We start from the raw sequence: 24830 nt of genomic DNA, 5'->3' as shown, positions 1-24830 counted from the left end.
TAAACCCGGGCATCATCCGGCAGGCAATGTCAGCTTACGCGGCCAATAGCGGCTCGCCACCAAAAGACTGAGATGGACGACAACTATTCCGAGGATGCCTGCCAAAGCCTTCAGTGAGCCGTCCGAAAGGCGCGCATGCCGACCGGGTTCGAGGAGCTGCATCAGCTCCAGCACAGTGGCTACGACGACAACTATAGTGACAGTTCCAGCCAAGCGGTTTGGAAAGCCGAGCCCCATTGCCACGCCGAACAGAACGTAGGCGAGGGCGCGTTCGAAATCTGGGTCACCCAGGTGGGGCCGCATCTGGATTGGCGACAGCGTCGCGAAGACAATGACGGCGAGCAAAGCAATGGCGGCAATGCGAGAGATGAGGGTCATTGCCGTTCGTAAAGCGAACAAGCCGGCGAAACAAGTACGGGCATCTTCAAGGGTCGAATTTATAACGAGGTAGCTTCCGTACTGCTTGGCGGATTCAAGCAGCCGCGCCCGATCCAAAGACCCATGCTAGCCCGTGACGCCCGGTTTCTTTGGCTGATTGGCGATGTCTATGAAATGACATCCGGAGCAATATTGTATTGCGCAGAATCGACGCGCTTTGAGGTTGGCGACATGGATTGGAAGCAGGTCGGCCCCAGAGCAGATCAGTCTATTTCGCTTGCCAGCGATTTCGACGGCAGGTCGATCGTCCGCTCTGGATGGACGGCGGTGTCGGTCCAAGCCCTGGTCAGTTTGAGTTCTGACCGGGTTTCGCAGACAGCGCGATCGGGTCGGTTTCGATAAGCCGAAGCGACCGCACCATGTTCGCCGTTTGCGTCTTGTACTTGAGAAAATGCGGTGTGGTCAGATGGGCTTCGTACGCCGTCTGATCGGCGTAGCATTCGATCACGCGCACCTTTTCAGGCGCACCTTTTTCCGACACGGCATGAAGGAAAAGCACGCCCGGCTCTTTTCGCACGGAGGCCTCGATCTCTTCGGCAATCAGGGCCTTGTAGCTGTCGATCTGGTCAGGATCGATTTCCAGTTCGGCTATCCTGACGATCCGCATCGATTGGTCCCTAGCTTTGTACAGGGCCGCGACTCCCTATCCAGGCCTCGGAACCCTGCGGCTGGACAGTGCGCTCCTGCGAGGAAGGCACCGAGGTGCCCGTTGGTCAATCCTCATTGGTCAACAAGATCGCGACTACGCGGCCCTGAGCCGGTAGCGGAACACCGTGTGGTCGAGCAGCAGCCGGATGCGCGGTTCGGCTTCGGTCGCCACCAGCCAGCTTGCCGCGATCATGGTCGCTCCGACCGTTGCCATGGACAACAGATAAGGCAGCCCGGCGCGGACCATCGCGCCGAGCACCGCCGCGCCGATGACGTCGTGGATCAGATAGAGCGGGTAGGTCATCAAGCCGATCCGGCGCCAGCCGCTCCAGCTGAGGTCGAGCCGCAGCGACCACACCATCAGGGCGATGGCGACCAGGAAGACAAGGATCGGCGGCGCATAGGGCATCGCGGCACCGACCTTGATGCTGTGGACGTCGACCGAGCTGGCGATTTGCAGCACGCCCCCGCCCAGGAACAGCAGGCAGAAGGCTAGGCGCGAGGCCGTCACCGCCTTGAACCGCATCAGCCAGATGAGCACGCCGACGGCGAAAAAAGAGCCATGGTGCACCAGGACGAGCTGCAGCCAGCGTGTCTCGGCGAGGTCGGACCAGCCGAGCGGATAATAGAGGCACCAGAACAGCGTGCTGACGAGGCCGATCACGACTGCCACCGTCTCCATCAGGTGGAAGCGGCCAAGCCGCAACAGGATCCAGACGACAGCGTAGAAGGCGATCTCGATGCCGAGCGTCCAGTAGACGCTGTCCACCCAAGGGCCGTAGGGCGCGAACAGGCCGGTGCGAACGAGCCTGATCACGGCATCGGTCGGCCAGCTCAGACCGGTGAGCAGCAGCACCGCCGCGGTCACCGGCGCGCAGATCCAGACCGCCGGCGCCAGCCTTTTCACCCTTGCCTCGAAAAACCGCAGCGGCGTCGAATTCTCGGCGCTGAAGGCGATGACGAAACCGCTGATGACGAAGAATATCTGCACGCCGACCCAGCCGGAGCCGACGAAGGCCATTTCGGGATGGGGCGGGATGCCGCCGGTCGCGCGCGCCGAAACCCCGTCAGGGAATGCCCATACCCAGAAGCCATAGTGATAGAACATCACCATGACGGCGGCCAGGAAACGCAATATGTCGACGCCGCCGAATGTCGCCTTGTGCTGAGCCATGCCGTGCCTTTGGAATGGCCCCCCAAGCCAAACCCTAGAGTCTGTTGTTGCATTGCACAACAAAAGATTGGCCAGATGTGACAGTTGGCGCCGACCTTCACCCGCGAACGACGGGGAGTGGGGGAAGTCGGCACTGGAGTACGTCGCTACCGTCCTTCATGGGGAGAAGGTGCGGGCAGGCGGATGGGGGGCGGCGCCGACCGCTCAATAAACGGAAGGATCGTGTCTGCTGCGCCCGATCATCTAGACCCCGATGCCGCGCTCCTTCAGCACGGCCGTGATCTCGTCGAGGATGGCCGGGTCGTCGATCGTCGCCGGCATGGTCCAATCTTCCTTGTCTGCGATCTTCTGCATGGTCCCGCGCAGGATCTTTCCCGACCGCGTCTTCGGCAGCCGCTTGATCGTCACCACCGTCCTGAAGGCGGCGACCGGGCCGATGCGCTCGCGCACCAGCCCCACCACTTCGCTCTCGATGAGGCCGATCTCGCGCGAGACACCAGCGTTGAGCACGACGAAGCCGAGCGGAACCTGGCCCTTCATCGAATCGGCGATGCCGACAACGGCGCATTCCGCGACATCGGGATGCGTTGCCAGCACCTCTTCCATGGCGCCGGTCGACAGCCGGTGGCCAGCGACATTGATGATGTCGTCGGTGCGGGCCATCACGTAGAGGTAGCCGTCATCGTCGATCATGCCGGCATCGGCGGTCTTGTAGAAGCCGGGGAACTCGTCGAGATAGGCTTGGCGGAAACGGGCGTCGGCGTTCCACAGCGTCGGCAGGCAGCCCGCCGGCAGCGGCAGCTTGACCACGACATTGCCGAGCGTGCCGCGCGGCACCTCGTGGCCGGCATCGTCGAGCACGCGGATGTCGTAGCCGGGCATCGGCACGCCGGGTGAGCCGTATTTTACCGGCAGCAGGCCAAGGCCTGCGGGGTTGATGGTCATTGGCGAGCCGGTCTCGGTCTGCCACCAATGGTCGATGACCGGCACGTTCAGTTTTTGCTCCGCCCATTTGATGGTTTCGGGATCGGCGCGCTCGCCGGCGAGGAACAGCGTTCGGAATTTCGACAGGTCGTATCTGGCGACGAATTCGCCCCTGGGATCCTGCCCCTTGATGGCGCGGAACGCCGTCGGCGCGGTGAACAGGGCGACCACGCCATGCTGCGCGATCACCCGCCAGTAGGTGCCGGCATCGGGCGTGCCGACCGGCTTGCCTTCGAACAGGATGCTGGTGCAGCCATGCAGCAGCGGCCCGTAGACGATGTAGGAATGGCCGACCACCCAGCCGACGTCGGACGCCGCCCAGAACACTTCGCCGGGCTTGACGCCGAACTCGTTTTCCATCGTCCATTCGAGCGCCACCATGTGGCCGCCATTGTCGCGAACGATGCCCTTGGGCTGGCCGGTCGTGCCTGACGTGTAGATGATGTAGAGCGGGTCGGTGGCAAGCACCGGAACGCAGTCGACATTGGCGCCGGCCGCCCGCTCGCGCGCGACCGCGTCCGCATAGTCGATGTCGTAATTGTCCCTGAGCTCGCAGCGCAATTGGTCGCGCTGCAGGATCAGGCAGGCGTCTGGCTTGTGGCGGGATATCTCGATCGCCTTGTCGAGCAGCGGCTTGTAGGCGACGACGCGGCCGGGCTCCAGGCCGCAGGAGGCCGAAATGATCACCTTCGGCCTGGCGTCGTCGATGCGGGTGGCGAGCTCATGCGAGGCAAAACCGCCGAAGACGACCGAATGCACGGCGCCGATGCGGGCGCAGGCAAGCATGGCGATGGCCGCTTCCGCCACCATCGGCATGTAGATGATGACGCGATCACCCTTGCCGACGCCGCGGTTCTTCAGCACCGAGGTCAGCGCCACCACTTCGCGTTTGAGCTCGGCATAGGTGAATGTCTTCACGGTGCCGGTGATGGCGCTGTCATGGATCAGCGCGATCTGGTCGGCACGCCCGCCGGCGACATGCCGGTCGAGGGCATTGTAGCAGGTGTTGCAGGTGGCGCCGGTAAACCAGCGGCCATAAACGCCGGCTTCCGCATCGAACACCTTGTCGTAAGGCGTGTACCAATCGATGGCGTTCGCCGCATCCGCCCAGAACTTTTCCGGGTCGCGTTTCCAGCCGTCATAGACCTCGTGATAGCGTGAAGCCATCCATTTCCTCCCCGGGAAGATTTGCCGTCCTGGCAACAGCCTATGCTGTTTTTTCCGACGATGTCTTCCCTCAATTCGTCTGATCCGGCCCGGTCCTGGCCGCAAAGGTGCGACATCGTGGCCCTCCGGGAAGAAAAGCAACGGTCCGGCCCGGGCGTTCCCATGTGGCCGTGTGCACCGGCGCGTCGGCCGGTGGTCTCGTCGTCGGGCATGGTCACCGCGATCGAGCAGCCGTCTTCCGGGTCAGTCGATCCTTTTTGTGCTCACCATCACCGGCCGGATCGGCGGCGCCGGCGGCAGCAGGTCGCGAATGTCGGCGAAGGGAAACATCGGCTCGAAGCGGAAGGCTTCGGCCTGCGATCCCGGCGCGCCGTTGCACTGGCCGGCGCGAAAAAAATTCTGCGTCCGGGCGATGTCGACGAAGCGCTCCGGATCCTGCGACTGGTGCAGGCGGATCGCCTTGGCCTTGATCTCGGCCTGGGCTGATATCTCGACATAGTGGGTCGGGGAGAATCCGGTGCCGCCCATCGTGTCGGCATGCAGCACCGGTACGGCGAACGAGGCCGCGATGCGCACGGCGTCCGACAGCGCGCGGTGGTCGGCGTGATAGTCGTTTGGCGCATGGGTAATCACCAGATCCGGTCCGATTTCGCCAATCAGCGTCTTCAGCGCGCCGATCAGCGCGGCATCCGCCACCAGTCCGCCGTCGTGAAAGTCGAGGAAGCGCGGCGCCGCCCCGAGCAGCGCGGCCGCGGCCGTTGCCTCCTCGCGACGGACACGGGCGAGAACCGTGGGATCGCTCTTGCCGCCCCTGGCACCATCCGTGGCTATGGCAAAAGTCAGTTCTGCGCCTTGCGCCGCATAGGCCGCCATCGTACCGAACATGAATATCTCGATGTCGTCAGGATGCGCGCCGAGCGCCAGTATTTTCAACGCTTCTCTCCCCGGAAATGGAAAAACGTGACGAACGGAATCCTGCTCGCCCTGATCGCCTATGCAAGCTATTCGGGCAGCGATGCCGTTGTCAAAAGCCTGGGTGGGCAGTTCACGGTGTTCGAGATCGGTTTCTTCTCGATATTGTTTGCCGGCTGCTTTCTCTTCTTCACCCGGCCGGCGGACGAGCGTTGGCGTGATTTCTGGCGCACCAAACGGCCTTGGGCGGTGCAGGCGCGCGCCTGGGCCGGCATCGCCTCGGGCGTGCTCAGCGTCTATGCCTTCACCACCATTCCGCTGGCCGAAGTCTACGCGCTCGTCTTCCTGGCGCCGCTCTGCGTCACCATCCTCTCCACGGTCGTGCTCAAGGAAAAGGTCGGGCCGTGGCGCTGGCTGGCGGTGGTCGCCGGCTTTGCCGGCGTCATGTTGGTGGTGCGACCGGGGTTTCGCGAACTCAATCTTGGACACCTCGCCGCCTTTGGCGTGGCCTTTCTGGCAGCCGCCAGCGTCATCCTGATGCGCTCGCTGGCAAAGCAGGAAAAGCGCACGACCATGCTCGGCGTGCTGATCGGCTACGGCCTGTTGTTCAACGGCATCGGCATCGCCGCTACCTCGTTCACGCTTCCCGACGCAAGGCAGCTTGCATGGCTGATAATGGCCGGCGCCTTCACCGCATGCGGACAATTGCTGCAGCTGCTGGCCGTCAAATACGCGCCCGCCAACCGGATCGCGCCGACGCATTACTCGCAGATGGTCTGGGCGGTCATCCTCGGTGCGCTGTTCTTCCGGGAATATCCTGACTGGTTGTCGCTGGTCGGCCTCGCGGTCGTCGGCGGGTCCGGCCTGCTCACCATGGTGCGCGAGGAAGTACGGTTGGGCACGGTGCGCTGGAACCCGTTTTCGCGCACCCGGCTTTGATCTGGATGCGGTTGCATGGCGACCACGAGCGCTGATATGCGGGCGCGATGACGACAAAAGCCTTGCCGGAGCTTCCGGTATCCGCCGTGCTACCGGCGCTGGGCCATGCGCTCGGCTCCGGCAACGGCGCCGTGCTTGTGGCGCCGCCCGGCGCCGGCAAGACGACGCTGGTGCCGCTGGCGCTGCTCGATGCGCCATGGCTGGGCACGGGCAAGATCGTGCTGCTGGAGCCGCGCCGGCTCGCCGCCCGCGCCGCCGCCCGCCGCATGGCCGAATTGCTTGATGAGGAGCCCGGCGCCACCGTCGGCTATGCCATGCGCATGGAGAACCGCACTTCGGCCCGGACAAAAATACTGGTCGTCACCGAAGGTGTGCTGGCGCGGATGATCCTTGACGATCCCGAACTGCCCGGAATCTCGGCCGTGATCTTCGACGAATTCCACGAGCGCTCGCTCGACGGCGATTTCGGCCTCGCTTTGGCGCTCGACGTGCAAGGCGCGCTGAGGCCGGACCTGCGCGTCTTGGTGATGTCAGCGACGCTGGACGGCGCCCGAGTCGCGAAGCTGTTGTCCGGCGCGCCGGTGATCCAAAGCGAGGGCCGCGCCTTTCCCGTCGACATCCGCTACGATGAACGGCCGCCCGGCACTGCAATCGAAGATGCCATGGCGAAGGCGATCCGCGACGCTCTTGCCGACGAAAGCGGCAGCGTGCTTGCCTTCCTGCCCGGCCAGCGCGAGATCGAGCGCACCGCCGAGCGGCTTGCCGGCAAGGTCGGCGCCGACACCGATATCGTGCCGCTCTACGGCATGCTCGACGGCAAGGCGCAGGACGCGGCGATCAGGCCGGCGCCGGCGGGCCGCCGCAAGGTGGTGCTGGCTACGTCGATCGCCGAGACCTCCATCACCATCGACGGCGTGCGGGTCGTCATCGATTCCGGCCTGTCGCGGCTGCCGCGCTACGAGCCGGCCAGCGGCCTGACGCGGCTGGAGACGGTGCGCGCCAGCAAGGCCTCCGCCGACCAGCGCGCCGGCCGTGCCGGACGCACGCAGGCCGGCGTCGCCATCCGACTGTGGCGCGCCGAACAGACGGCGTCGCTTCCGGCCTTCACCCCGCCGGAAATCCTCGAGGCCGACCTTTCCGGCCTGCTGCTTGACTGCGCCGCCTTCGGCGTCGCCGATCCGACGAGCCTCGCCTTCCTCGATCCGCCGCCGGCCCCGGCGCTCAACGAGGCAAGGGCGCTGCTGCGCGCGCTTGATGCCATCGACGAGGCGGGGCGGCTGACGGAAGCGGGCGCCGCGATGCGCAAGCTCGCTCTGCCGGTGCGGCTGGCGCATATGGTCGCCGAGGCGGCCCGCGGCGGCCATGCCGGCGAGGCGGCCATGCTCGCGGTGCTGCTGACCGAGCGCGGGTTGGGCGGTGACGGCGCCGATCTCGAACGCCGGCTGATGCGCTTTCGCCAGGAAAGATCGCCGCGCGCCACCGCCGCGCGGCAACTCGCCGAACGCCTGGCGAGGCAGGCCTCTTCACCCTCCCCCTTATGGGGGTCCGAAGGACGGGCGAGACCCGTGGCTCGCCCCGGAACGTCGATCCGCGAAGCGGAGCGGGGCGAGGGGCTTTGGCGCCGCACCCCCACCCCGGCGCTACGCGCCGACCCTCCCCACAAGGGGGAGGGTGGCAGCGCTGGTCCTCTCCTCATCCATGCCTGGCCGGACCGGGTCGCCAAGGCGCGCGGCGAGCGCGGGCGTTTCGTGCTGGCCAACGGCTCCGGTGCCATGCTCGATGCTGCCGATCCGCTTGCCGGCGAGGCGTTTCTGGTTGTCGCCGATCTGCAGGGCAAGGCGCAGAATGCGCGCATCACGGCGGCGGCGGCGATCAGCGAGGACGATATTCGTTCAGCACTGGCGGACAGGATCGAAACCCGCAGGCAAACGAGCTTCGATCGCGAGCGCCGCGCCGTGCGCGTGCGCGAAACCGTACGCCTCGGCGCTATCACGCTGGCCGAGCGCATGCTGCCTCCGCCAACCGGCAGTGAGGCCGACCGCGCCATGCTTGACGCCTTGCGCGAACATGGACTTTCGCTGCTGAGCTGGAGCAAGGAGGCCGAGACGCTGCGCCAGCGCCTGTCCTGGCTGCATCGCGGCCTTGGGGCGCCGTGGCCCGATATGTCCGACACGGCACTTATCGATCGCCTCGACGACTGGCTGCTGCCGTTCCTGTCGGGTGCCGCATCCTTCTCGGCCATCGATCCGGGTGTCGTCCCGGCCGGGCTGACGGCGCTTGTGCCGCACGATTTGCAGCGCCGGATCGACGCGCTTGGGCCGACCCATTTCGACGTGCCGTCCGGCAGTCGCGTGCCGATCCGCTATGACGGCGAATGGCCCGTTTTGGCGGTTCGTGTCCAGGAACTGTTCGGCCTCGACCGGCACCCTGCAATCGCAGGCGGCACCGTGCCGCTGACGCTCGAACTGCTGTCGCCCGCGCACCGGCCGATCCAGACGACGCGCGACCTGCCCGGTTTCTGGCGCGGCTCCTGGGCCGATGTGCGCGCCGACATGCGCGGCCGCTACCCCAAACACGTATGGCCGGAAAATCCGCTGCTCGCCGCCGCCACCAGCCGCGCCAAGCCGCGCGGGACGTAGTTGCTTGGCGATTGGCGCAAACGCCATCGCTTCGTCATCCACCTAGCGCTCGCCGCTTCGCGGCTGTATTTCATGGCCATGATCAACGTATTGCGTTCTCCCGACTTCCAGCAGAGCCAGCGACTGCGCCTCAACACGCTGATCCGGCTGCGCTGGCTTGCCATTGTCGGCCAGAGCGTGACGGTGCTTTTCGTCGCCTACGGCCTGAAATTCCCACTGCCGGTCAGCCTGTGCTTTGCCCTGATCGCCTGTTCGGCCTGGATGAACCTGATCCTTGCCTTTCGGTTCCCGGCCGCGCACCGGCTCACGCCGTTCGCCGCCTTCGGCATCCTGATCTTTGATAGCCTCCAGCTTGCCGGCCTGCTCTACATGACCGGCGGCCTTACCAATCCGTTCTCGCTGCTGATGACGGTGCCCGTGGTCATTTCGGCGACGTCGCTGCCCTTGCGCCTGACCGCGGTGCTTGGGGGGCTGGTGATGACGACGGCGACCTTGCTGGTCTTTTTCCACTTGCCATTGCCCTGGCATGAAGGCGCGCCGCTGGCGATGCCCTTCATCTATGTTGCCGGCATGTGGATGGCGGTGCTGTCTTCGATCGCCTTCACCGCCATTTACGCCTTCCGCGTGGCCGCGGAAGCCCGCCTCCTGGCCAATGCGCTCGCCGCCACCGAACTGGTGCTCCAGCGCGAGCAGCATCTGTCGGCACTCGACGGGCTGGCCGCCGCCGCCGCGCATGAGCTCGGCACGCCGCTCGCCACCATCACGCTGGTCGCCAAGGAGATGGAAAAGGCGCTCGGCAAGGACGCGAAATACGGGGAGGATGTGACGCTGCTGCGCTCCCAGAGCGAGCGGTGCCGCGAGATCCTCAAGCGCCTGACCAGCCTGTCGTCCGAGGGAGAGGCGCATTTGTCCCGCCTGCCTTTGACCTCGCTGGTCGAGGAGGTCACCGCGCCGCACCGCGACTTCGGCATCTCGATCAAGCTCAGGCCCGGCGAGCGCAGCGGCCCCGAGCCGGTCGGGCGCCGCAATCCCGGCGTCATCTACGGCCTTGGCAACCTGGTGGAGAACGCCGTCGATTTCGCCCGCGAGAGCGTCACCGTGCGCTGGAGCTGGGACGAGGCCACCGTCACCTTCTCGATCATCGATGACGGTCCCGGCTTTCCGCCCGAGATCATCGACCGCATCGGCGAGCCCTATATGTCGACACGCCAGGGCACGGAGGCCGGCGGCGGGCTGGGGCTGGGCCTTTTCATCGCCAAGACATTGCTCGAGCGATCGGGCGCCACGCTCGACTTTCGCAATTCGAGCGGACTGGGCGAGGGCGCCATGGTACGGATTTCATGGCCCAGAAATGTTTTCCTGAACCCGGAATCGGCGCCCGCGACGATGTTTGACACCGCGTAAATTGGACAATCGCCACGCAAAACTATATCTGCGTAAAATTAAGGCAGCAGGAATTTCAAGACGATGACAGGCGATGAAAACAGTGGCGCAATGGTTGAGGGCGAGGACACCTCGCTTCTGATCGTCGACGACGACAAACCGTTCCTGACCCGTCTGGCCCGCGCCATGGAAACCAGGGGGTTCGTGGTCGAAACGGCCGAGAGCGTCGAGGAGGCGGTCGGCAAGGCACGCGCCAATCCGCCCGCCTACGCGGTGGTCGATATGCGGCTTGGCGACGGCAACGGCCTCGACGTCGTGGCCGCCATCCGTGAGAAGCGCGAGGATTCCCGCGCGATCATCCTGACCGGCTACGGCAACATCGCCACCGCGGTGACGGCGGTGAAGCTCGGCGCCGTCGACTATCTGTCGAAGCCGGCCGACGCCGACGACGTCTTTGCCGCGCTAACCCGCACGGCCGGCGAGCGCGCCGCGCCCCCGGAAAATCCGATGTCGGCCGACCGCGTGCGCTGGGAGCACATCCAGCGTGTCTACGAAATGTGCGAGCGCAACGTCTCCGAGACCGCGCGCCGCCTCAACATGCATCGCCGCACCCTGCAGCGCATCCTGGCCAAGCGCGCGCCGCGCTAGGAGTGTGCGCGCTGAGCAATTCCTTCGGACCGGTTTCTGCTTACGGGGAAGCATCCAATTGTCGAACTCGGCCCCGCCCCTCATTGCCCTGCCGGGCATTTCTCCCCGTATAGTGACGGGGAGAAAGAGGCTGGCCGCAACGCTGGCGCCCATTCCGCAACGCTGGCGATTGGCGAAACCGGCGATGACAGCGTCCCTCTCCCCGTCACTATACGGGGAGAGGATGCCGGCAGGCAGGTGAGGGGCGGCGCCAGCGTTTGGAAAGGCAACGGAGGGTGACATGCGGGACTTGAAACAGCGGCCGGTTTCCGTCTTGCGCGAATTTCTCGACAGCGAGGCGGCCGGCGGCATCATGCTGATGGTAGCGGCGGCATTGGCCTTGATCGTCGCCAACTCACCGCTCTCCGGAACCTATTTTGCCGTCCTCCACGCCTATCTCGGCCCGTTCAGCGTGTCGCATTGGGTCAATGACGGGCTGATGGCGGTATTCTTCCTGCTCGTCGGCCTGGAGATCAAGCGCGAGATGCTGGACGGCCAGCTCTCGACCTGGCCGCGCAGGGTGCTGCCCGGCATCGCGGCGGCCGGCGGCATGGTGGTGCCGGCGCTGGCCTATGTCGCCATCAACCGTGACAATGCGGGCGCGCTGTCCGGTTGGGCGATCCCGACCGCTACCGACATCGCCTTCGCGCTCGGCGTGCTATCGCTGCTTGGCAGCCGCGTGCCGGCCTCGCTGAAAATCTTTCTCACCGCCCTTGCCATCATCGACGATCTCGGCGCGGTGATCATCATCGCGATCTTCTACACGAGCGGTCTGTCGCTTGCCTATTTGGGCGCCGCCTTCGCGGTGATCGCCGCGCTTGTCGTGCTCAACCGCATGCGGGTGATGAGCCTCGTGCCCTACCTCGTGCTCGGTGCGATCCTGTGGGTGCTGGTGCTGAAGTCGGGCGTGCATGCCACGCTTGCCGGCGTGGCGCTGGCGCTGACCATTCCGCTCGAACGCACCGCCGGCATCGAACACGATCTCGACCATTCGCCGCTGCACCGGCTCGAGCACGGCCTGCACGCAATAGTGCCTTTCGTGGTCATCCCCATCTTCGGCTTTGCCAATGCCGGCGTTTCGCTCGCCGGCTTGAGTGTCGGCGCGCTGTTCGAGCCGCTGACGCTCGGCGTCGCCGCCGGCCTCGTCGTCGGCAAGCTGGTCGGCGTGTTCGGTTCCTCCGCGCTCGCCATCCGCTTCGGTCTCGCCGACCTGCCGGCCCATGCCGGCTGGCTGCACATGATCGGCATCTCGCTGCTGTGCGGCATCGGCTTCACCATGAGCCTGTTCATCGGCCTGCTCGCCTTCGCCAGCGACGTCGCGCTGCAGGACGCGGTCAAGGTCGGCATTCTCTCCGGCTCCCTGGTCGCAGCGCTGCTCGGCGCGGCCGTCCTGCTGATGGCGCCGGCGGCGAGCGGGGCGGATGAAGGCGAGGAGTAGAGGTCCACAAGCGCAGGTTCTGCGAGGCAGCCTACTCGCTCTCCCCCTCCAGCGCCGGCACGGCCACTCCGGCGAGTTCCGCCGCCAAAAGCCGCGCGGCACCGGCCCGCGCGATGCGCAGCATCAGCGCCTTGCGCGTAGCCGCCGCCATGCGGTGCTCGGGCGCCTCGCGCAAAATCTCGGCGCCATAGCCGTCGGAGAGGATGAAGCCGCATTCTTCGGGAAAAATCTCCGCCGGCACGCCGGGATGGGTGGCGAAGAAGAAGCGATCCGAGTGCAGCCGGTAGTCGGGCCATTTGCGGTCGACGCGAAAATCCTCGACCGAGGACTTGATCTCGATGATCCAGATGTCGCCCTGGCGGGTCAGCGCCACGAGGTCGGCGCGGCGGCCGGTCGCCAGGGACAGTTCGGGCAGCACATGCGCGCCCATTTCGCGGAGCAGCCGCTGCACCCCGCGCCGCACCAGCATGGCGCGTTCAGACTGGCGGCCATCGATGAGCGGGTTCAGGGGAATCGGTGAGATGATTGGCATGACGGGACCATGCCAGATTTTGTTCACGATTTGAACCCGTACCGCTCATTTGGTGGCCACCCAAATCAATGGGTGCTCGATGGCATGAGCAGGCACGGAGAACCGTATGGCCACCTTCACTTTCCGTGATGGGTGAACGTGGCGGGACGACCTACGGCGCGGGAGAAGTCCTGGCGTTTATGAGCGACCAGGCCCCGTCGTTTCGATCGTAACCGGCACGCCCTGGCGCAACGAGTTGCTGACCGTGGAAACCACGCTTGCACGGTCAATGATCCTTTGGGGATCGGACCCGTCCAAGGTCTCGCAGGAAACCGTCATCCTTGCCGCGGTCGCCAGCAGGGGCTTGCCGTCGAGGTCAAGCCTCACCGAGACGGCGATCCTGCCGAGTTTCACGCCGATCTCGTCGGCGACATAGCGAAGGTCGTTGCAGAAGCAGCCGCCAATCGCCAGCGCCAGCAGCTGGCCGCCATTGAAGCCCAGGCCCATGCCGCCGGCCTTGCCCTCGGGCCGGTCGACGACGATCGTGTGGCCGCCGGCCCAGCCCATGGCGGCTTCGGTGCCTTCGACATTGTGCAGTTCGACAGTCATCGAGGCCATCGGCATCCTCCCTCCGTAGCCGAGAGGCGTCGGGCCTGGCCGGCACGGATCTATGCGACCGTGACGGCTTTATCGCCGAGCGGCGCGGTTCCCGCAATGTCATCGATGATCGGGCAGTCCGGCCGGTCGTCGCCATGGCAGGCCTGGACGAGCTTCTGCAGGGTCGATCGCATCGACTGCAGCTCGCGCACCTTCTCCTCGATCGCCCTGACATGGGCGGTGGCGATCTCGCGCACGTCGTGGCTGGCGCGGCTGCGGTCCTGGTAAAGCGCCATCAACTGGCGGCAATCGTCGATGGAAAAGCCCAGGTTGCGGGCACGGCGCAGGAAGGTCAGCCGATGGATGTCGTCGCCCGAATAGTCGCGATAGCCATTGCCGGCACGCGCAGGCGCGATCAGGCCAATTTCCTCATAGTAGCGGATGGTCTTGGCTGGCAGACCGGAACGCTGGGCGGCGTCGCCGACATTCATGGTTGTTCCTCGATTCCTGCTGGCCCGAGAGTCATGGCCATTGAATTTCCTTCACAATCCGGTGAAGGCTGTTGCCGAAATGCCGCAGTTGCTGGCTTACCGGCAGGTGAGGTCTTGCATATAGGCATCGCGTACTTGGCAAGCAAAGCAAATGCCAGCATGAATGATGGCAAGAAAGCGGCCGACTCGTGCCGCGGATGTTTGGCGGGGCACGGATCACCTCATGCGCATGAAGTCGCTTGCAGTAATTGCCGCACTGGCGCTGTCCACCGCACTCGCCGGTTGCAGCACCATTGGCGGGCAGATATTCTCCAACGACTATGGCGCGGTGACCGACGCCGGCTACCAACTGCCGCGCATCCCGATCGAAAAGGTGCCCGCGAAGTATCACCGGCAGGAGGTGAACTACGACACCAAGGAAAAGCCGGGCACCATCATCGTCGATACGCAGAACAAGTTCCTCTACTTCGTCGAGGGTGACGGCCGGGCAATTCGCTACGGCATCGGCGTCGGCCGCGAGGGCTTCGAGTGGCATGGCACCGCCCATGTCGCCATCAAGCGCGAATGGCCGACCTGGACGCCGCCATCGCAGATGATCAAGCGCCAGCCGGAACTCGCCAAGTTCGCCGGCGGCATGGAGCCGGGCCTGAAGAACCCGCTCGGCGCGCGCGCTCTGTACCTGTTCAACAAGGGCGGTGACATGGGCTATCGCCTGCATGGCAGCCCGGAATGGAACTCGATCGGCAAGGCGATGTCGTCGGGCTGCATCCGGCTGATGAACCAGGACATCATCGACCTTTACGATCGCGCCGAGGTCGGCGCCAAGGTCATCGTTCTCTGACCGTGACCGCGAGGTTCATGGTCAAAACCGTTCGTACGCGGACCGTCTAGGCAACAACGGACGTCCCCAACAAAAAACCGGGCAATTCGGCCCGGTTTTTTGTTGCTTGCATTTGAGAATCGTCGCCCCTTCGGCGAAGGCGAACGGTCAGGCGACCTGTTCGACCTGCTGGACCTCGGGAACGAAGTGGCGGAGCAGGTTCTGGATGCCGTGCTTCAGCGTCGCCGTCGATGACGGGCAGCCGGCGCAGGCGCCCTTCATGTGCAGGAACACAGTGCCGTTCTCGAAGCCGCGGAAGGTGATGTCGCCGCCATCCTGGGCCACTGCCGGGCGCACCCGTGTGTCGAGCAGCTCCTTGATGGTGATGACGAGTTCCTCGTCGGCCTTGTCATAGAACTCGCCGGTCTGGCTGGTCTCCGCGGCCGGGCCGGCATTGGCCATGACAGGCGCGCCGGACATGAAATGCTCCATGATGGCGCCCAGAATCGCTGGCTTCAGGTGCTGCCAGTCGGGCCCGTCCTTGGTCACGGTGATGAAGTCGTAGCCGAAGAAGACGCCGGTGACGCCCGGTATTTCGAACAGCCGGCCGGCCAGCGGCGAGGCCGTCGCCGCACTGTCGGCATCACGGAAATCGGCGGTACCTTCCAAAAGCACTTCCTTGCCGGGCAGGAATTTCAGCGTCGCCGGGTTTGGCGTCGATTCGGTCTGGATGAACATGGCCGTCTCCGTGCCCGTCTCGGGCAGATAGTTTGGAATAATTCTAAATAAGCTCTATCGGCTGGACATTCAAGCGAAACGCGTCGCCCGAACGGCTGGCTGGCGGAATGTTTTTGCGACTCCTGCCAAGCACTATGAAGTGTGTCGAGATTCGGGTCAGGCCGAGTCGAAAATGGTGGTTTCCGAGAACCGGAGCGGAGCGTACTTGAAGTACGTGAGCACCGGAAGCGCAGGAACCCGCCATTTGTAGGCCGGCATCACCCGAATATCGATACACTTCAGGCGAGGCTGTCGATCTCCTCGTCCGAAAGGTTTTGCGGCACCACGGTCACCGGGATAGGGAAGGCGGCGCCCTTGCCGGCCACCGCGCCGACCAGCGGCCCGGGCCCTTCCTTGCCGGCGCCGGCCGCCAGCACCAGGATGGCGATATCCTGGTCTTCCTCGATCAGCTTGTGGATCTCTTCGGTGGGCTTGCCCTCGCGCACCACCATCTCGGGTTCGATGCCGAGCTTCTGGCGCACCTTGTTGGCGTAGCTGTCGAGCGCGGTGCGTGCGGTGGCGGTCGCCTCCTCGCGCATGATCTTCTCGACGCCCAGCCAGTGCTGGAAATCGTCCGGTTCGATGACATAGAGCAGCACCAGCACGCCGCTGGTGCTCAGCGCCCGCTTCGAGGCGTAGGCGACGGCGCGCTCGCATTCGGGCGTATCGTCGATGATCGCCAGGAACTTCCGGCGATGTCCGGCTTCGCGGCTGAGGCGTTTGGAGACCATGTCTATGTACTCGATGTCATTTCGGCCGCAATCTGCCACTGCGGCTGACCGGCGGCAAGCCGCCGGTCTTTGGCCGGTATGGTGCGGGGCATAAGGATGCGGATCAGTCCTGCAGCAGCCCGATGATGTCGCGCACCGTCTTCATCGTCGCTTCGGCCAGCACGCCGGCGCGCTCGCCGCCGTCCCGCAGTACCGCGTCGACATAGGCGCGGTCATCGGAAATGCGGCGCATTTCGGCGGCGACGGGAGCCAGTTTTTCGACCGCCAGGTCGGCCAGTGCCGGCTTGAACACCGAAAACTGCTGGCCGCCGAACTCCTTCAGCACCGCCTCTTTCGATATGTCGGCAAGGCCCGCATAAATGCCGACCAGGTTTTCCGCTTCCGGCCGGGTGGCGAGGCCGTCCACTTCACTCGGCAAGGCTTCCGGATCGGTCTTGGCCTTGCGGATCTTCTTGGAGATGGCGTCGGCATCGTCGGTCAGATTGATGCGCGACAGATCAGACGGGTCCGACTTCGACATCTTCTTGGAGCCGTCGCGCAGCGACATGATGCGCGCCGCCGGCCCGCCGATGACCGGCTCGGTGATCGGGAAATAGCCGTTCACCGTCTCCTCGCCTACCCTCATCTCGACGCCGACGTCAAGACCGGCGATGCGGTCCGAGAAGTCGTTGTTGAATTTCTGGGCGATGTCGCGCGTCAGTTCCAGATGCTGCTTCTGGTCCTCGCCCACCGGCACATGGGTGGCGCGGTAGAGCAGGATGTCGGCTGCCATCAGCGAGGGATAGGCAAGCAGTCCCAGCGAGGCGTTCTCGCGGTCCTTGCCGGCCTTGTCCTTGAACTGCGTCATCTTGTTCATCCAGCCGATGCGCGCCACGCAGTTGAAAATCCAGGCGAGCTCGGCGTGCTGCATCACCCGCGACTGGTTGAACACGATGTGCTTCTTCGGATCGATGCCGGAGGCCAGGAATGCCGCCGTGATGGAGCGCGTCTGGTCCCTGAGATCGTCATAGACCAGCTGGGCCGTCAGCGAATGCAGGTCGACGACGCAGTAGATGCAATCGGACGTGTCCTGCAGAGCGACGAATTTCTTGATGGCGCCGAGATAGTTGCCAAGATGCAGATTGCCGGTCGGCTGGACGCCGGAGAAGACGAGTGGCTTGAAGGCGGACATGGTTTCCTCGTGGCTTGTGGAGGGCCGTATAAGCGTGATTCCGAAAAGTTGCAGACTTTTCGGAGCCAATCACGCGGCTGGAAACCGCGTGCGGCGAAAGTCTTGCGACGGCGCGCTTATGGACGAACATGACGCTGCGATCAAGACTGCTATTGCAGTCGGGCTCCCCGGCCTACTCGTCCAGCTCGGCGTTTACGGCTGGTGGTGTCGCTTTGCCTGAGCCGCGCTTCACATTGCGGCGGATCATGCCGAAATCGGCGCCGCCGCTGGCAAAGGCCGTGACGAAGTAGAGCAGCGCCCCGCCGGCCACCAGCCCCAGCAGCGTCGTCGCCTTGACGACCAGCGGCGAGCCGGAGCCGAGGCTGGCGCTCAGCCAGTGTTCGGCGAAATAGAGGGCGACGCCCATCACCCCCGCCGAGAGCACCAGACGCGGAATGCGCTTCAGAAGCGGCACGTCGCGGCCCCAATGGCCGCGCCGGATCAGCACTCCGAGCAGCATCAGCGCGTTGACCCAGCCGGCCACCGCCGAGGCCACGGCGATGCCGGGCGCGCCCATCCTCGGAAACAGCGTCAGCGCGGTGGCGACGTTCACCGCCACCGAGATGGCGGCGAAGATCATCGGCGTGCGTGTGTCCTCGCGGGCGAAATAGCCCGGGGTGAACGCCTTGATCAGCACGAAGGCCGGCAGGCCGAGCCCGAAGATCGCCAGGATCGCCGCCACGACAGGCGTCGAATGGTTGGTGGCGAACGCGCCGCGCTCATAGACCAGCCGCACGATCGGCTCAGACATGACCCAGAGCGCCACCGCAGCCGGCAAGGTCATGAACAAGGTGAATTCGACCGAGCGGTTTTGCAGATTGGCCGCCTCGATCAGATTGCCCGACTTCAGCGCCCGCGACAGTTCCGGCAACAGCACGATCGCAACGGCGACGCCGACCACGCCAAGTGGCAGCTGGTAGACGCGGTCGGCATAGGCGAGCGAGGAGACGGCGCTGTCCTGCGCCGAGGCGATGGCGGTGCCTATCAGCTGGTTGATCTGGGTGATGCCGCCGGTGATCGCCGCCGGCAGCGCCAGGATCAGGAGCCGCTTCACGTTCGGCGTCATCTTCGGCCGGCGGAAACCGATCGAGATGCCGGCGTTGCGAACCGCCACCCAGACGATGGCGAGCTGCACGAGGCCCGCCGCCAGAACGCCCCAGGACAGGCTGAAGCCGACGGCATGCGCATCCAGCCCATGATACCAGGCATAGCCAAGCACGCTGATCAGGATGATGTTGAGAAAGGCAGGCGCGATCGCCGCGGCGAAATAGCGGCGTAGCGAATTCAGCATGCCCGCCATCATGGCGGCCAGCGACATGCAGATGAGATAGGGGAACATGATCGTCGCCAGAGTGACGGTCGTCTCGAACTTGCCCGGCGTGTCGGCGAAACCCGGCGCCACCAGGTAGCGCACGATCAGCGGCATCGCCAGTTCCATGGCGATGGTCAGCGCCAGCAGCGCCGTGAACAGCACCCCGAACACTTCCTCTGAAAAGCGCTTGGCGCCGTCGGTGCCGTGCGTCTCGATCTCCTTGGCGAACAGCGGCACGAAGGCGGCGTTGAAGGCGCCTTCGGCGAACAGCCGGCGAAAGGTGTTGGGAAACTGGAAGGCGGCGTTGAAGGCGTCGGCCACCGGCCCGGTGCCCAGTGCTGCCGCCATCAGCATCTCGCGGCCGAAACCGAGCGCGCGGCTCATCAGCGTGCCGGAAGCGACCGTAGCGAATTTCTTGACGAGGCTCATGCGTTTGGAGACTGCCTGCGCGATTGGGACAAAGTGATGGTGGCGCTCACTCGGCGGCCGCCTTGGTCCTGCTGCCGCGTTCGGAGGCCGTGCCCTCGAGCGTCGCCGTCAGCCGGTTGCGGATGGTGGTGGTGCGTGACGGGCTGTCGATCTTCTGGCCGGTGAGATCGGTGACATAGAACGTATCGATCACCTTTTCGCCGAAGGTGGTGATGTGGGCCGACGCGATGTCGAGCGACAGGTCGGACAGCGTTCCGGTGATCTCCGACAACAGGCCCGGCCGGTCCAGCCCTTCGACCTCGATCACCGAAAATCGGTTCGACAGCGTGTTGCGGATTTCGGCGCGCGGCGCGATCCGGAAGACCTTGGCGCCGCGCTTGGGTTTGGTGCGCTTCTCGATCATCTCCGGGAGCCAGCTCTTGCCCGACAGCACGTCCTCGATCAGCCGCCCGACGCGCTCGGCACGCCGGCGCTCGTCCTCGTCGCGGTCGAACTCCCTCGAGATCAGGATCGTGTCCAGCGCGCGGCCGTCCGAGGTGGTGAAGATCTGCGCGTCGACGATGTTGCCGCCGGCCGCCGCACAGGCGCCGGCGATCACCGACAGCAGGCGCGGATGGTCCTGCGCCAAAACGGTGATCTCGGTCACCGCCTCGAACTGGTGCGTCTTGACCATGGTGGCAAGCTTGTTGCCGGACGCATCCGCCTCGCGGATGAATTCGGCGTGGCGAAGCTGGTCCGGCAGGTCGACGGTCAGCAGGTAATTCTCATAGTGCAGGCCGACATAGCGTTTGCGGATCTTGTCGGGCCAGCCGGCGAGCGCTTCGGCCAGGCACTCGCGCGCCGCCGCCGTGCGCTGGGCGCGCGACACTTCCGAGAAGCCGCCGGTGAGCAGCAGTTCGGTCTCGTAGTACAGCGTGCGCAGCAACTGGCCCTTCCAACCGTTCCAGACGCCCGGTCCGACGCCCCTGATGTCGCAGACGGTGAGGATGAGAAGCAGCTTCAGCCGCTCGACGGACTGCACGATCGAGGCGAAGTCCTCGATCGTCTTGCGATCGTTGAGATCGCGCGTCTGCGCCGTCATCGACATGACCAGATGGTTCTCGACCAGCCAGGCCACCGTTTCGGTGTCGGCGGTCGAAAGTCCCATATGCGGGCAGATGCGCCGGGCGATCCGCGCGCCGGCTTCCGAATGGTCCTCCGGCCTGCCCTTGGCGATGTCGTGCAGCAGCACGGCGACGTAGAGCGCTTCGCGGCTCTTTCTCAGTCCCGGCATCAGCGAATGCGACAGCGGATGCACCTTCTCGCCGTCGCCGCGCTCGATCTCGGCCAGCACGCCGATGCAGCGGATCAGATGCTCGTCGACCGTGTAGTGGTGGTACATCGAGAACTGCATCATGGCGACGATCTTGCCGAAATCAGGGATCAGCCGGCCCAGCAGCCCCGCCTCGTTCATGCGGCGCAGGTTGAGCTCGGCATTGCGGTCCGAGGTCAGGATGTCGAGGAACAGCCGGTTGGCCTCCTCGTCGCGCCGGAGCGATTTGTTGACCAGGCCGAGCGAGCGGGTGAGCAGCTTCAGCGCGTCGGGGTGAAACTCCAGCCCGTGCTTGTCGGCGAACCAGAACAGCCTGAGCAGATTGACCGGATCGCGCTCGAACACCTGGTCGTCGGCGATGTTGATACGGTGGTTGTCGACGATGAAATCCGACGTGCCGGCAAGCTTGCGCTTGCGGCGCTGGAAGGTGAGGAAGATGCGGTTGAAGCCCGGCACATGCTTGGCCTGCTCCTCTTCGAGCGCGGCGCAGAAGATGCGGGTCAGGTCGCCGACATCCTTGGCGACGAGGAAATAGTGCTTCATGAAGCGCTCGACCGCCGACAGGCCGGGATGCGTGGTGTAGCCCAGCCGCTCCGCGATCTCGCGCTGGATGTCGAAATGCAGCCGCTCCTCGGCCTTGCCGGTGAGGAAATGCATGTGGCAGCGCACGGCCCACAGGAAATCCTCGGCCTTCTGGAATTCGCGGTATTCGGCCTGCGTGAAGACGCCCTTCTCGACCAGCTCCTCGCCGGTGCGCACCCGGTAGAAATATTTGCCGATCCAGAACAGCGTCTGCAGGTCGCGCAGGCCGCCCTTGCCGTCCTTGACGTTGGGCTCGACCAGATAGCGGCTTTCGCCGGCCTTGGCATGGCGCTCGTCGCGTTCGGCGAGCTTGGCCTGCACATATTCCGGTCCGGTGGTGCGCACCACCTCATGGTCGAAGCGCAGCATCAGTTCGTCGTAGAGCTTCTGCTCACCCCACAGGAAGCGCGCTTCCAGGATCGAGGTGCGGATGGTGATGTCGGTGCGCGACAGCCGCAGGCATTCCTCGATGTTGCGGGTCGCGTGGCCGACCTTCAGCCCGAGGTCCCACAGCATGTAGAGCATGTATTCGACTGTCTGTTCGCCCCACGGCGTCTGCTTGTAGGGCAACAGGAACAGGAGGTCGATGTCGGATCCCGGCGCCAGCGTGCCGCGCCCATAGCCGCCGACCGCGACGACGGCCATGCGTTCGGCCACCGACCGGTTCTTTACCCGGTAGACATGGGTCGCGACAAAATCGTAGAGCGCCCGGATCAGCTCATCCATCAGATGCGACAGCCGCTCGGCGCAGGCATTGCCGCCGCCATCCTGCTTCAGCATGGCCTCGGCTGTTTTGCGGCCCGCGGCGAGCCGGCCCTTGAGAAGCTGGAGAACCCCGGCGCGGGCGGCCGATCCGGAGCCGTCCCCGGTCGTGGCCGCCGTCAGCGCGGTCATCTCGCGGCGCAAGGCGTCGCCGTCGATCAGTTCATCGAGCTTCAGGGAGATTTTCGCCATGGTACCGGTTGGCCTTGCCTTTTGGGCGGCGTCTATAGCGCGTTTCCGCGGCGCTGGGTATGGGGGCGGGTTGACGCGTTTCCATGGTGCGGGACACCCGCGACAATAAAATTCAAGCCAGTCCTTGACCTTCCAGTTACTGGAAGGACTACCTCCGGCTCGAAGCAGTTTGATAGAGGCATTCGAAATGACGCATTCAGATCACGATCATCACGCGCATGGTGGTTGCTGCGCGGCAAAAGGTGCGGCCGTGGATGCGGGCGCCGTCACACGCGATCCGGTCTGCGGCATGACCGTCGATCCAGCCGCCGGCAAGCCGACATCGCAGCATGCTGGCCGTCTCTATCATTTCTGCAGCGAAAGCTGCCGTTCGAAATTCCGGGCCAAGCCGGAAACATACCTGACCGCCACCGACCCCGTCTGCGGCATGAGCGTGGACCGCGCCACGGCAAAGCATTTTCTGCGCCATGACGGCCAGGGCTTCTATTTCTGCTCCGCCGGCTGCAAGTCGAAATTCGAGGCGGCGCCGCAAACCTATCTCGGCGACAGACCGGCGCCGGAAGCGATGCCGAAGGGCACGCAATACACTTGCCCGATGCATCCCGAGATCATCCGTGACAAGCCCGGCTCCTGCCCGATCTGCGGCATGGCTCTCGAGCCGATGGGCGTTCCGACCGGTGACGAGGGGCCAAATCCCGAACTGGTCGATTTCACCAGGCGGTTCTGGGTCAGTGCGGTGCTCTCGGTGCCCCTTCTCATCGTCGCCATGGCGCCGATGATCGGTCTGTCGTTCGAGAAGCTGGTCGATGACCGGACAAAAGTCTGGATCGAGCTGGCGCTCGCGAGCCCGGTCGTGCTTTGGGCCGCATTTCCGTTCTTTCATCGCGGCTGGGACTCGATCCGCAACCGCAGCCCGAACATGTGGACGCTGATTTCGCTCGGCGTCGGTGCGGCCTATCTCTACAGCGTCGTCGCGACGCTGTTCCCGGACATTTTTCCGCATCAGTTCCGCGGCCATGGCGGGGCGGTGCCGGTCTATTTCGAGGCCGCAGCCGTCATCGTCGCGCTGGTCTTTCTCGGCCAGGTGCTGGAACTGCGCGCCCGCGAAAAGACCGGCTCGGCGATCCGCGCCCTGCTCGACCTTGCGCCCAAGACCGCCCGCCGCATAGGAGAGGACGGTTCCGAGAGCGATGTGCCGCTGGACAGCGTCAAGGCCGGCGAGCGCCTGCGCATCCGGCCCGGCGATGCCGTGCCGGTCGACGGTACCGTGCTCGAAGGCCGCTCTTCCATCGATGAATCGATGATCACCGGCGAACCGTTGCCGGTCGAGAAGGCCGAAGGGGATGCCCTCACCGGCGGCACGCTCAACAAGAATGGCTCGCTGATCATGCGCGCCGAGCGGATCGGCGCCGAGACCACGCTCTCGCGCATCGTCGAGCTGGTCGCCAAGGCGCAACGCTCGCGCGCGCCGATACAAGGGTTGGCCGATCGCGTTTCCTTCTACTTCGTCCCGGCTGTCGTTCTGGTCGCCATCGCTGCCTTTGTCGCCTGGGCGATCTTTGGGCCCACGCCCAGCCTGATCTTCGCCATCGTCTCGGCGGTCTCGGTGTTGATCATTGCCTGTCCCTGCGCACTCGGCCTCGCCACGCCGATGTCGATCATGACCGCCACCGGACGTGGCGCCCACGCCGGCGTGCTGATCAAGGAGGCCGCCGCGCTCGAACGCTTCGCTTCCGTCGATACGCTGATCGTCGACAAGACGGGGACACTGACCGAAGGCCGGCCGAAACTGACGGATGTCGTGGCGGCCGATGGGTTTTCGGAGGAGGAATTGCTGGGCCTCGCCGCGAGCCTGGAGAAGGGCTCGGAGCATCCCCTGGCCGAGGCTATTGTCGAAGGCGCCGCGACCCGCGGTGTAAGGGTCGCCGAAGCCAATGGCTTCGAGGCGGTCACCGGCAAGGGTGTTTCCGGTGCCGTTTCGGGCAGGAATGTAGCGCTCGGCAACGCCGCGATGATGCGTGATCTCGGTGCCGACGTGTCCACCGTTTCGGCCGCGGCCGAAGCGCTACAAGGCGATGGCAAGACGGCGATGTTCGTCGTCGTGGACAGGAAATTGGCCGGCATCGTGGCCGTCGCCGATCCGGTCAAGGCGACCACCGCCGAGGCGATCAAGGCCCTGCACGACAGCGGCTTGAGGATCATCATGGCGACCGGCGACAATGAGCGCACGGCAAACGCGATCGCCAGGAGTCTCGGCATCGACGAAGTCCGCGCCGGCCTGTTGCCGGAACAGAAGGGCGCGCTGGTCGAGGAATTGCGCGGCAAGGGCGCCGGCGTCGCCATGGCCGGCGACGGCGTCAACGACGCACCGGCCTTGGCCGCCGCCGATGTCGGTATCGCCATGGGCACCGGCGCCGATGTCGCCGTCGAAAGCGCCGGCATCACTTTGGTCAAGGGCGACCTCAACGGCATCGTGCGTGCCCGCACACTGGCGCAGGCGACCATCCGCAATATCAGGCAGAACCTGTTCTTCGCCTTCCTCTACAATGTGCTTGGCGTGCCGGTCGCGGCCGGCGTGCTCTATCCGCTGACCGGCACGCTGTTGTCGCCGATGCTGGCGGCGGCGGCGATGAGCCTGTCCTCGGTTTCAGTGATCGCCAATGCGTTGCGGCTGAGGACATTGAAACTTTGAGCC

General features: G+C 65.0%; 20 protein-coding genes. 7 read left to right on the top strand and 13 right to left on the bottom strand.

What is annotated here, in order from left to right:
• Positions 1-12: 12 nt before the first annotated feature.
• The 5 genes from FJ959_RS31685 to FJ959_RS10570 all read right to left on the bottom strand — a co-directional run bounded on the left by FJ959_RS31685 (position 13) and on the right by FJ959_RS10570 (position 5344).
• Positions 13-378, bottom strand: coding sequence for a hypothetical protein (locus tag FJ959_RS31685; RefSeq protein WP_181167622.1), 366 nt, complete (start codon positions 376-378; stop codon positions 13-15).
• Between the two features lie 346 nt (positions 379-724).
• Complete coding sequence (locus FJ959_RS10585) at positions 725-1045, bottom strand: putative quinol monooxygenase (protein ID WP_140630081.1); 321 nt, start codon at positions 1043-1045, stop codon at positions 725-727.
• Positions 1046-1180: 135 nt separating this feature from the next.
• Positions 1181-2260 carry an acyltransferase gene (locus tag FJ959_RS10580; protein WP_140630078.1) on the bottom strand — a complete coding sequence of 360 codons (1080 nt, stop codon included), beginning with the start codon at positions 2258-2260 and terminating at the stop codon, positions 1181-1183.
• 243 nt (positions 2261-2503) lie between these two features.
• Positions 2504-4411 carry a propionyl-CoA synthetase gene (locus FJ959_RS10575; RefSeq protein ID WP_140630076.1) on the bottom strand — a complete coding sequence of 636 codons (1908 nt, stop codon included), beginning with the start codon at positions 4409-4411 and terminating at the stop codon, positions 2504-2506.
• A 243-nt stretch (positions 4412-4654) separates the two neighbouring features.
• On the bottom strand, positions 4655-5344 hold the full coding sequence (locus FJ959_RS10570; protein ID WP_140630074.1) for a PIG-L deacetylase family protein: 690 nt from the start codon (positions 5342-5344) through the stop codon (positions 4655-4657).
• A gap of 27 nt (positions 5345-5371) precedes the next feature.
• Between FJ959_RS10570 and FJ959_RS10565 the strand changes: the two genes are divergently transcribed.
• The 5 genes from FJ959_RS10565 to nhaA all read left to right on the top strand — a co-directional run bounded on the left by FJ959_RS10565 (position 5372) and on the right by nhaA (position 12409).
• Positions 5372-6262, top strand: coding sequence for a DMT family transporter (locus FJ959_RS10565; protein WP_140497147.1), 891 nt, complete (start codon positions 5372-5374; stop codon positions 6260-6262).
• Between the two features lie 47 nt (positions 6263-6309).
• Positions 6310-8901: an ATP-dependent helicase HrpB gene (hrpB, locus tag FJ959_RS10560; RefSeq protein WP_140630071.1), complete on the top strand. Its 2592-nt coding sequence runs from the start codon at positions 6310-6312 to the stop codon at positions 8899-8901.
• 72 nt (positions 8902-8973) lie between these two features.
• Positions 8974-10305, top strand: a complete 1332-nt coding sequence (locus tag FJ959_RS10555) for an ActS/PrrB/RegB family redox-sensitive histidine kinase (protein ID WP_140630068.1) — start codon at positions 8974-8976, stop codon at positions 10303-10305.
• Between the two features lie 63 nt (positions 10306-10368).
• On the top strand, positions 10369-10932 hold the full coding sequence (locus FJ959_RS10550; RefSeq protein ID WP_140497143.1) for an ActR/PrrA/RegA family redox response regulator transcription factor: 564 nt from the start codon (positions 10369-10371) through the stop codon (positions 10930-10932).
• Between the two features lie 280 nt (positions 10933-11212).
• A complete protein-coding gene (gene nhaA, locus FJ959_RS10540; protein WP_140630066.1) occupies positions 11213-12409 on the top strand; it encodes a Na+/H+ antiporter NhaA in 1197 nt (398 codons plus the stop codon).
• A 31-nt stretch (positions 12410-12440) separates the two neighbouring features.
• On the opposite strand, the gene FJ959_RS10535 is transcribed toward nhaA, so the two are convergent.
• The 3 genes from FJ959_RS10535 to cueR form a co-directional block, all read right to left on the bottom strand.
• Positions 12441-12941 carry an MmcB family DNA repair protein gene (locus FJ959_RS10535; protein WP_140513550.1) on the bottom strand — a complete coding sequence of 167 codons (501 nt, stop codon included), beginning with the start codon at positions 12939-12941 and terminating at the stop codon, positions 12441-12443.
• Between the two features lie 177 nt (positions 12942-13118).
• The gene (locus FJ959_RS10530) at positions 13119-13538 is read right to left on the bottom strand and encodes an OsmC family protein (protein ID WP_140497139.1); all 420 of its coding nucleotides are present in this window, start codon (positions 13536-13538) and stop codon (positions 13119-13121) included.
• A 50-nt stretch (positions 13539-13588) separates the two neighbouring features.
• Entirely contained in the window at positions 13589-14008 is a 420-nt protein-coding gene (gene cueR / locus FJ959_RS10525; protein WP_140497137.1) for a Cu(I)-responsive transcriptional regulator, read from the bottom strand.
• A 223-nt stretch (positions 14009-14231) separates the two neighbouring features.
• On the opposite strand from cueR, the gene FJ959_RS10520 reads away from it, so the two are divergent.
• Positions 14232-14849: a L,D-transpeptidase gene (locus FJ959_RS10520; protein ID WP_140497135.1), complete on the top strand. Its 618-nt coding sequence runs from the start codon at positions 14232-14234 to the stop codon at positions 14847-14849.
• 147 nt (positions 14850-14996) lie between these two features.
• On the opposite strand, the gene FJ959_RS10515 is transcribed toward FJ959_RS10520, so the two are convergent.
• The 5 genes from FJ959_RS10515 to FJ959_RS10495 form a co-directional block, all read right to left on the bottom strand.
• Entirely contained in the window at positions 14997-15566 is a 570-nt protein-coding gene (locus FJ959_RS10515; protein ID WP_140497133.1) for a NifU family protein, read from the bottom strand.
• A gap of 278 nt (positions 15567-15844) precedes the next feature.
• Positions 15845-16336, bottom strand: coding sequence for a universal stress protein (locus tag FJ959_RS10510; protein ID WP_140497131.1), 492 nt, complete (start codon positions 16334-16336; stop codon positions 15845-15847).
• Between the two features lie 103 nt (positions 16337-16439).
• Positions 16440-17507: a tryptophan--tRNA ligase gene (gene trpS / locus FJ959_RS10505; protein ID WP_140523599.1), complete on the bottom strand. Its 1068-nt coding sequence runs from the start codon at positions 17505-17507 to the stop codon at positions 16440-16442.
• Between the two features lie 172 nt (positions 17508-17679).
• Positions 17680-19287 (bottom strand): murein biosynthesis integral membrane protein MurJ, encoded by a 1608-nt coding sequence (murJ, locus tag FJ959_RS10500; protein ID WP_140564940.1) that lies wholly within the window; start codon positions 19285-19287, stop codon positions 17680-17682.
• Between the two features lie 46 nt (positions 19288-19333).
• Positions 19334-22135 carry a [protein-PII] uridylyltransferase gene (locus FJ959_RS10495; protein ID WP_140497125.1) on the bottom strand — a complete coding sequence of 934 codons (2802 nt, stop codon included), beginning with the start codon at positions 22133-22135 and terminating at the stop codon, positions 19334-19336.
• Positions 22136-22322: 187 nt separating this feature from the next.
• Between FJ959_RS10495 and FJ959_RS10490 the strand changes: the two genes are divergently transcribed.
• Positions 22323-24827, top strand: a complete 2505-nt coding sequence (locus FJ959_RS10490; RefSeq protein ID WP_140630063.1) for a heavy metal translocating P-type ATPase — start codon at positions 22323-22325, stop codon at positions 24825-24827.
• Positions 24828-24830 lie beyond the last annotated feature (3 nt).

This window comes from Mesorhizobium sp. B2-2-4 (assembly GCF_006442375.1).
Lineage (GTDB): Bacteria > Pseudomonadota > Alphaproteobacteria > Rhizobiales > Rhizobiaceae > Mesorhizobium.
This window is presented reverse-complemented; position numbering and strand designations above follow the sequence as displayed.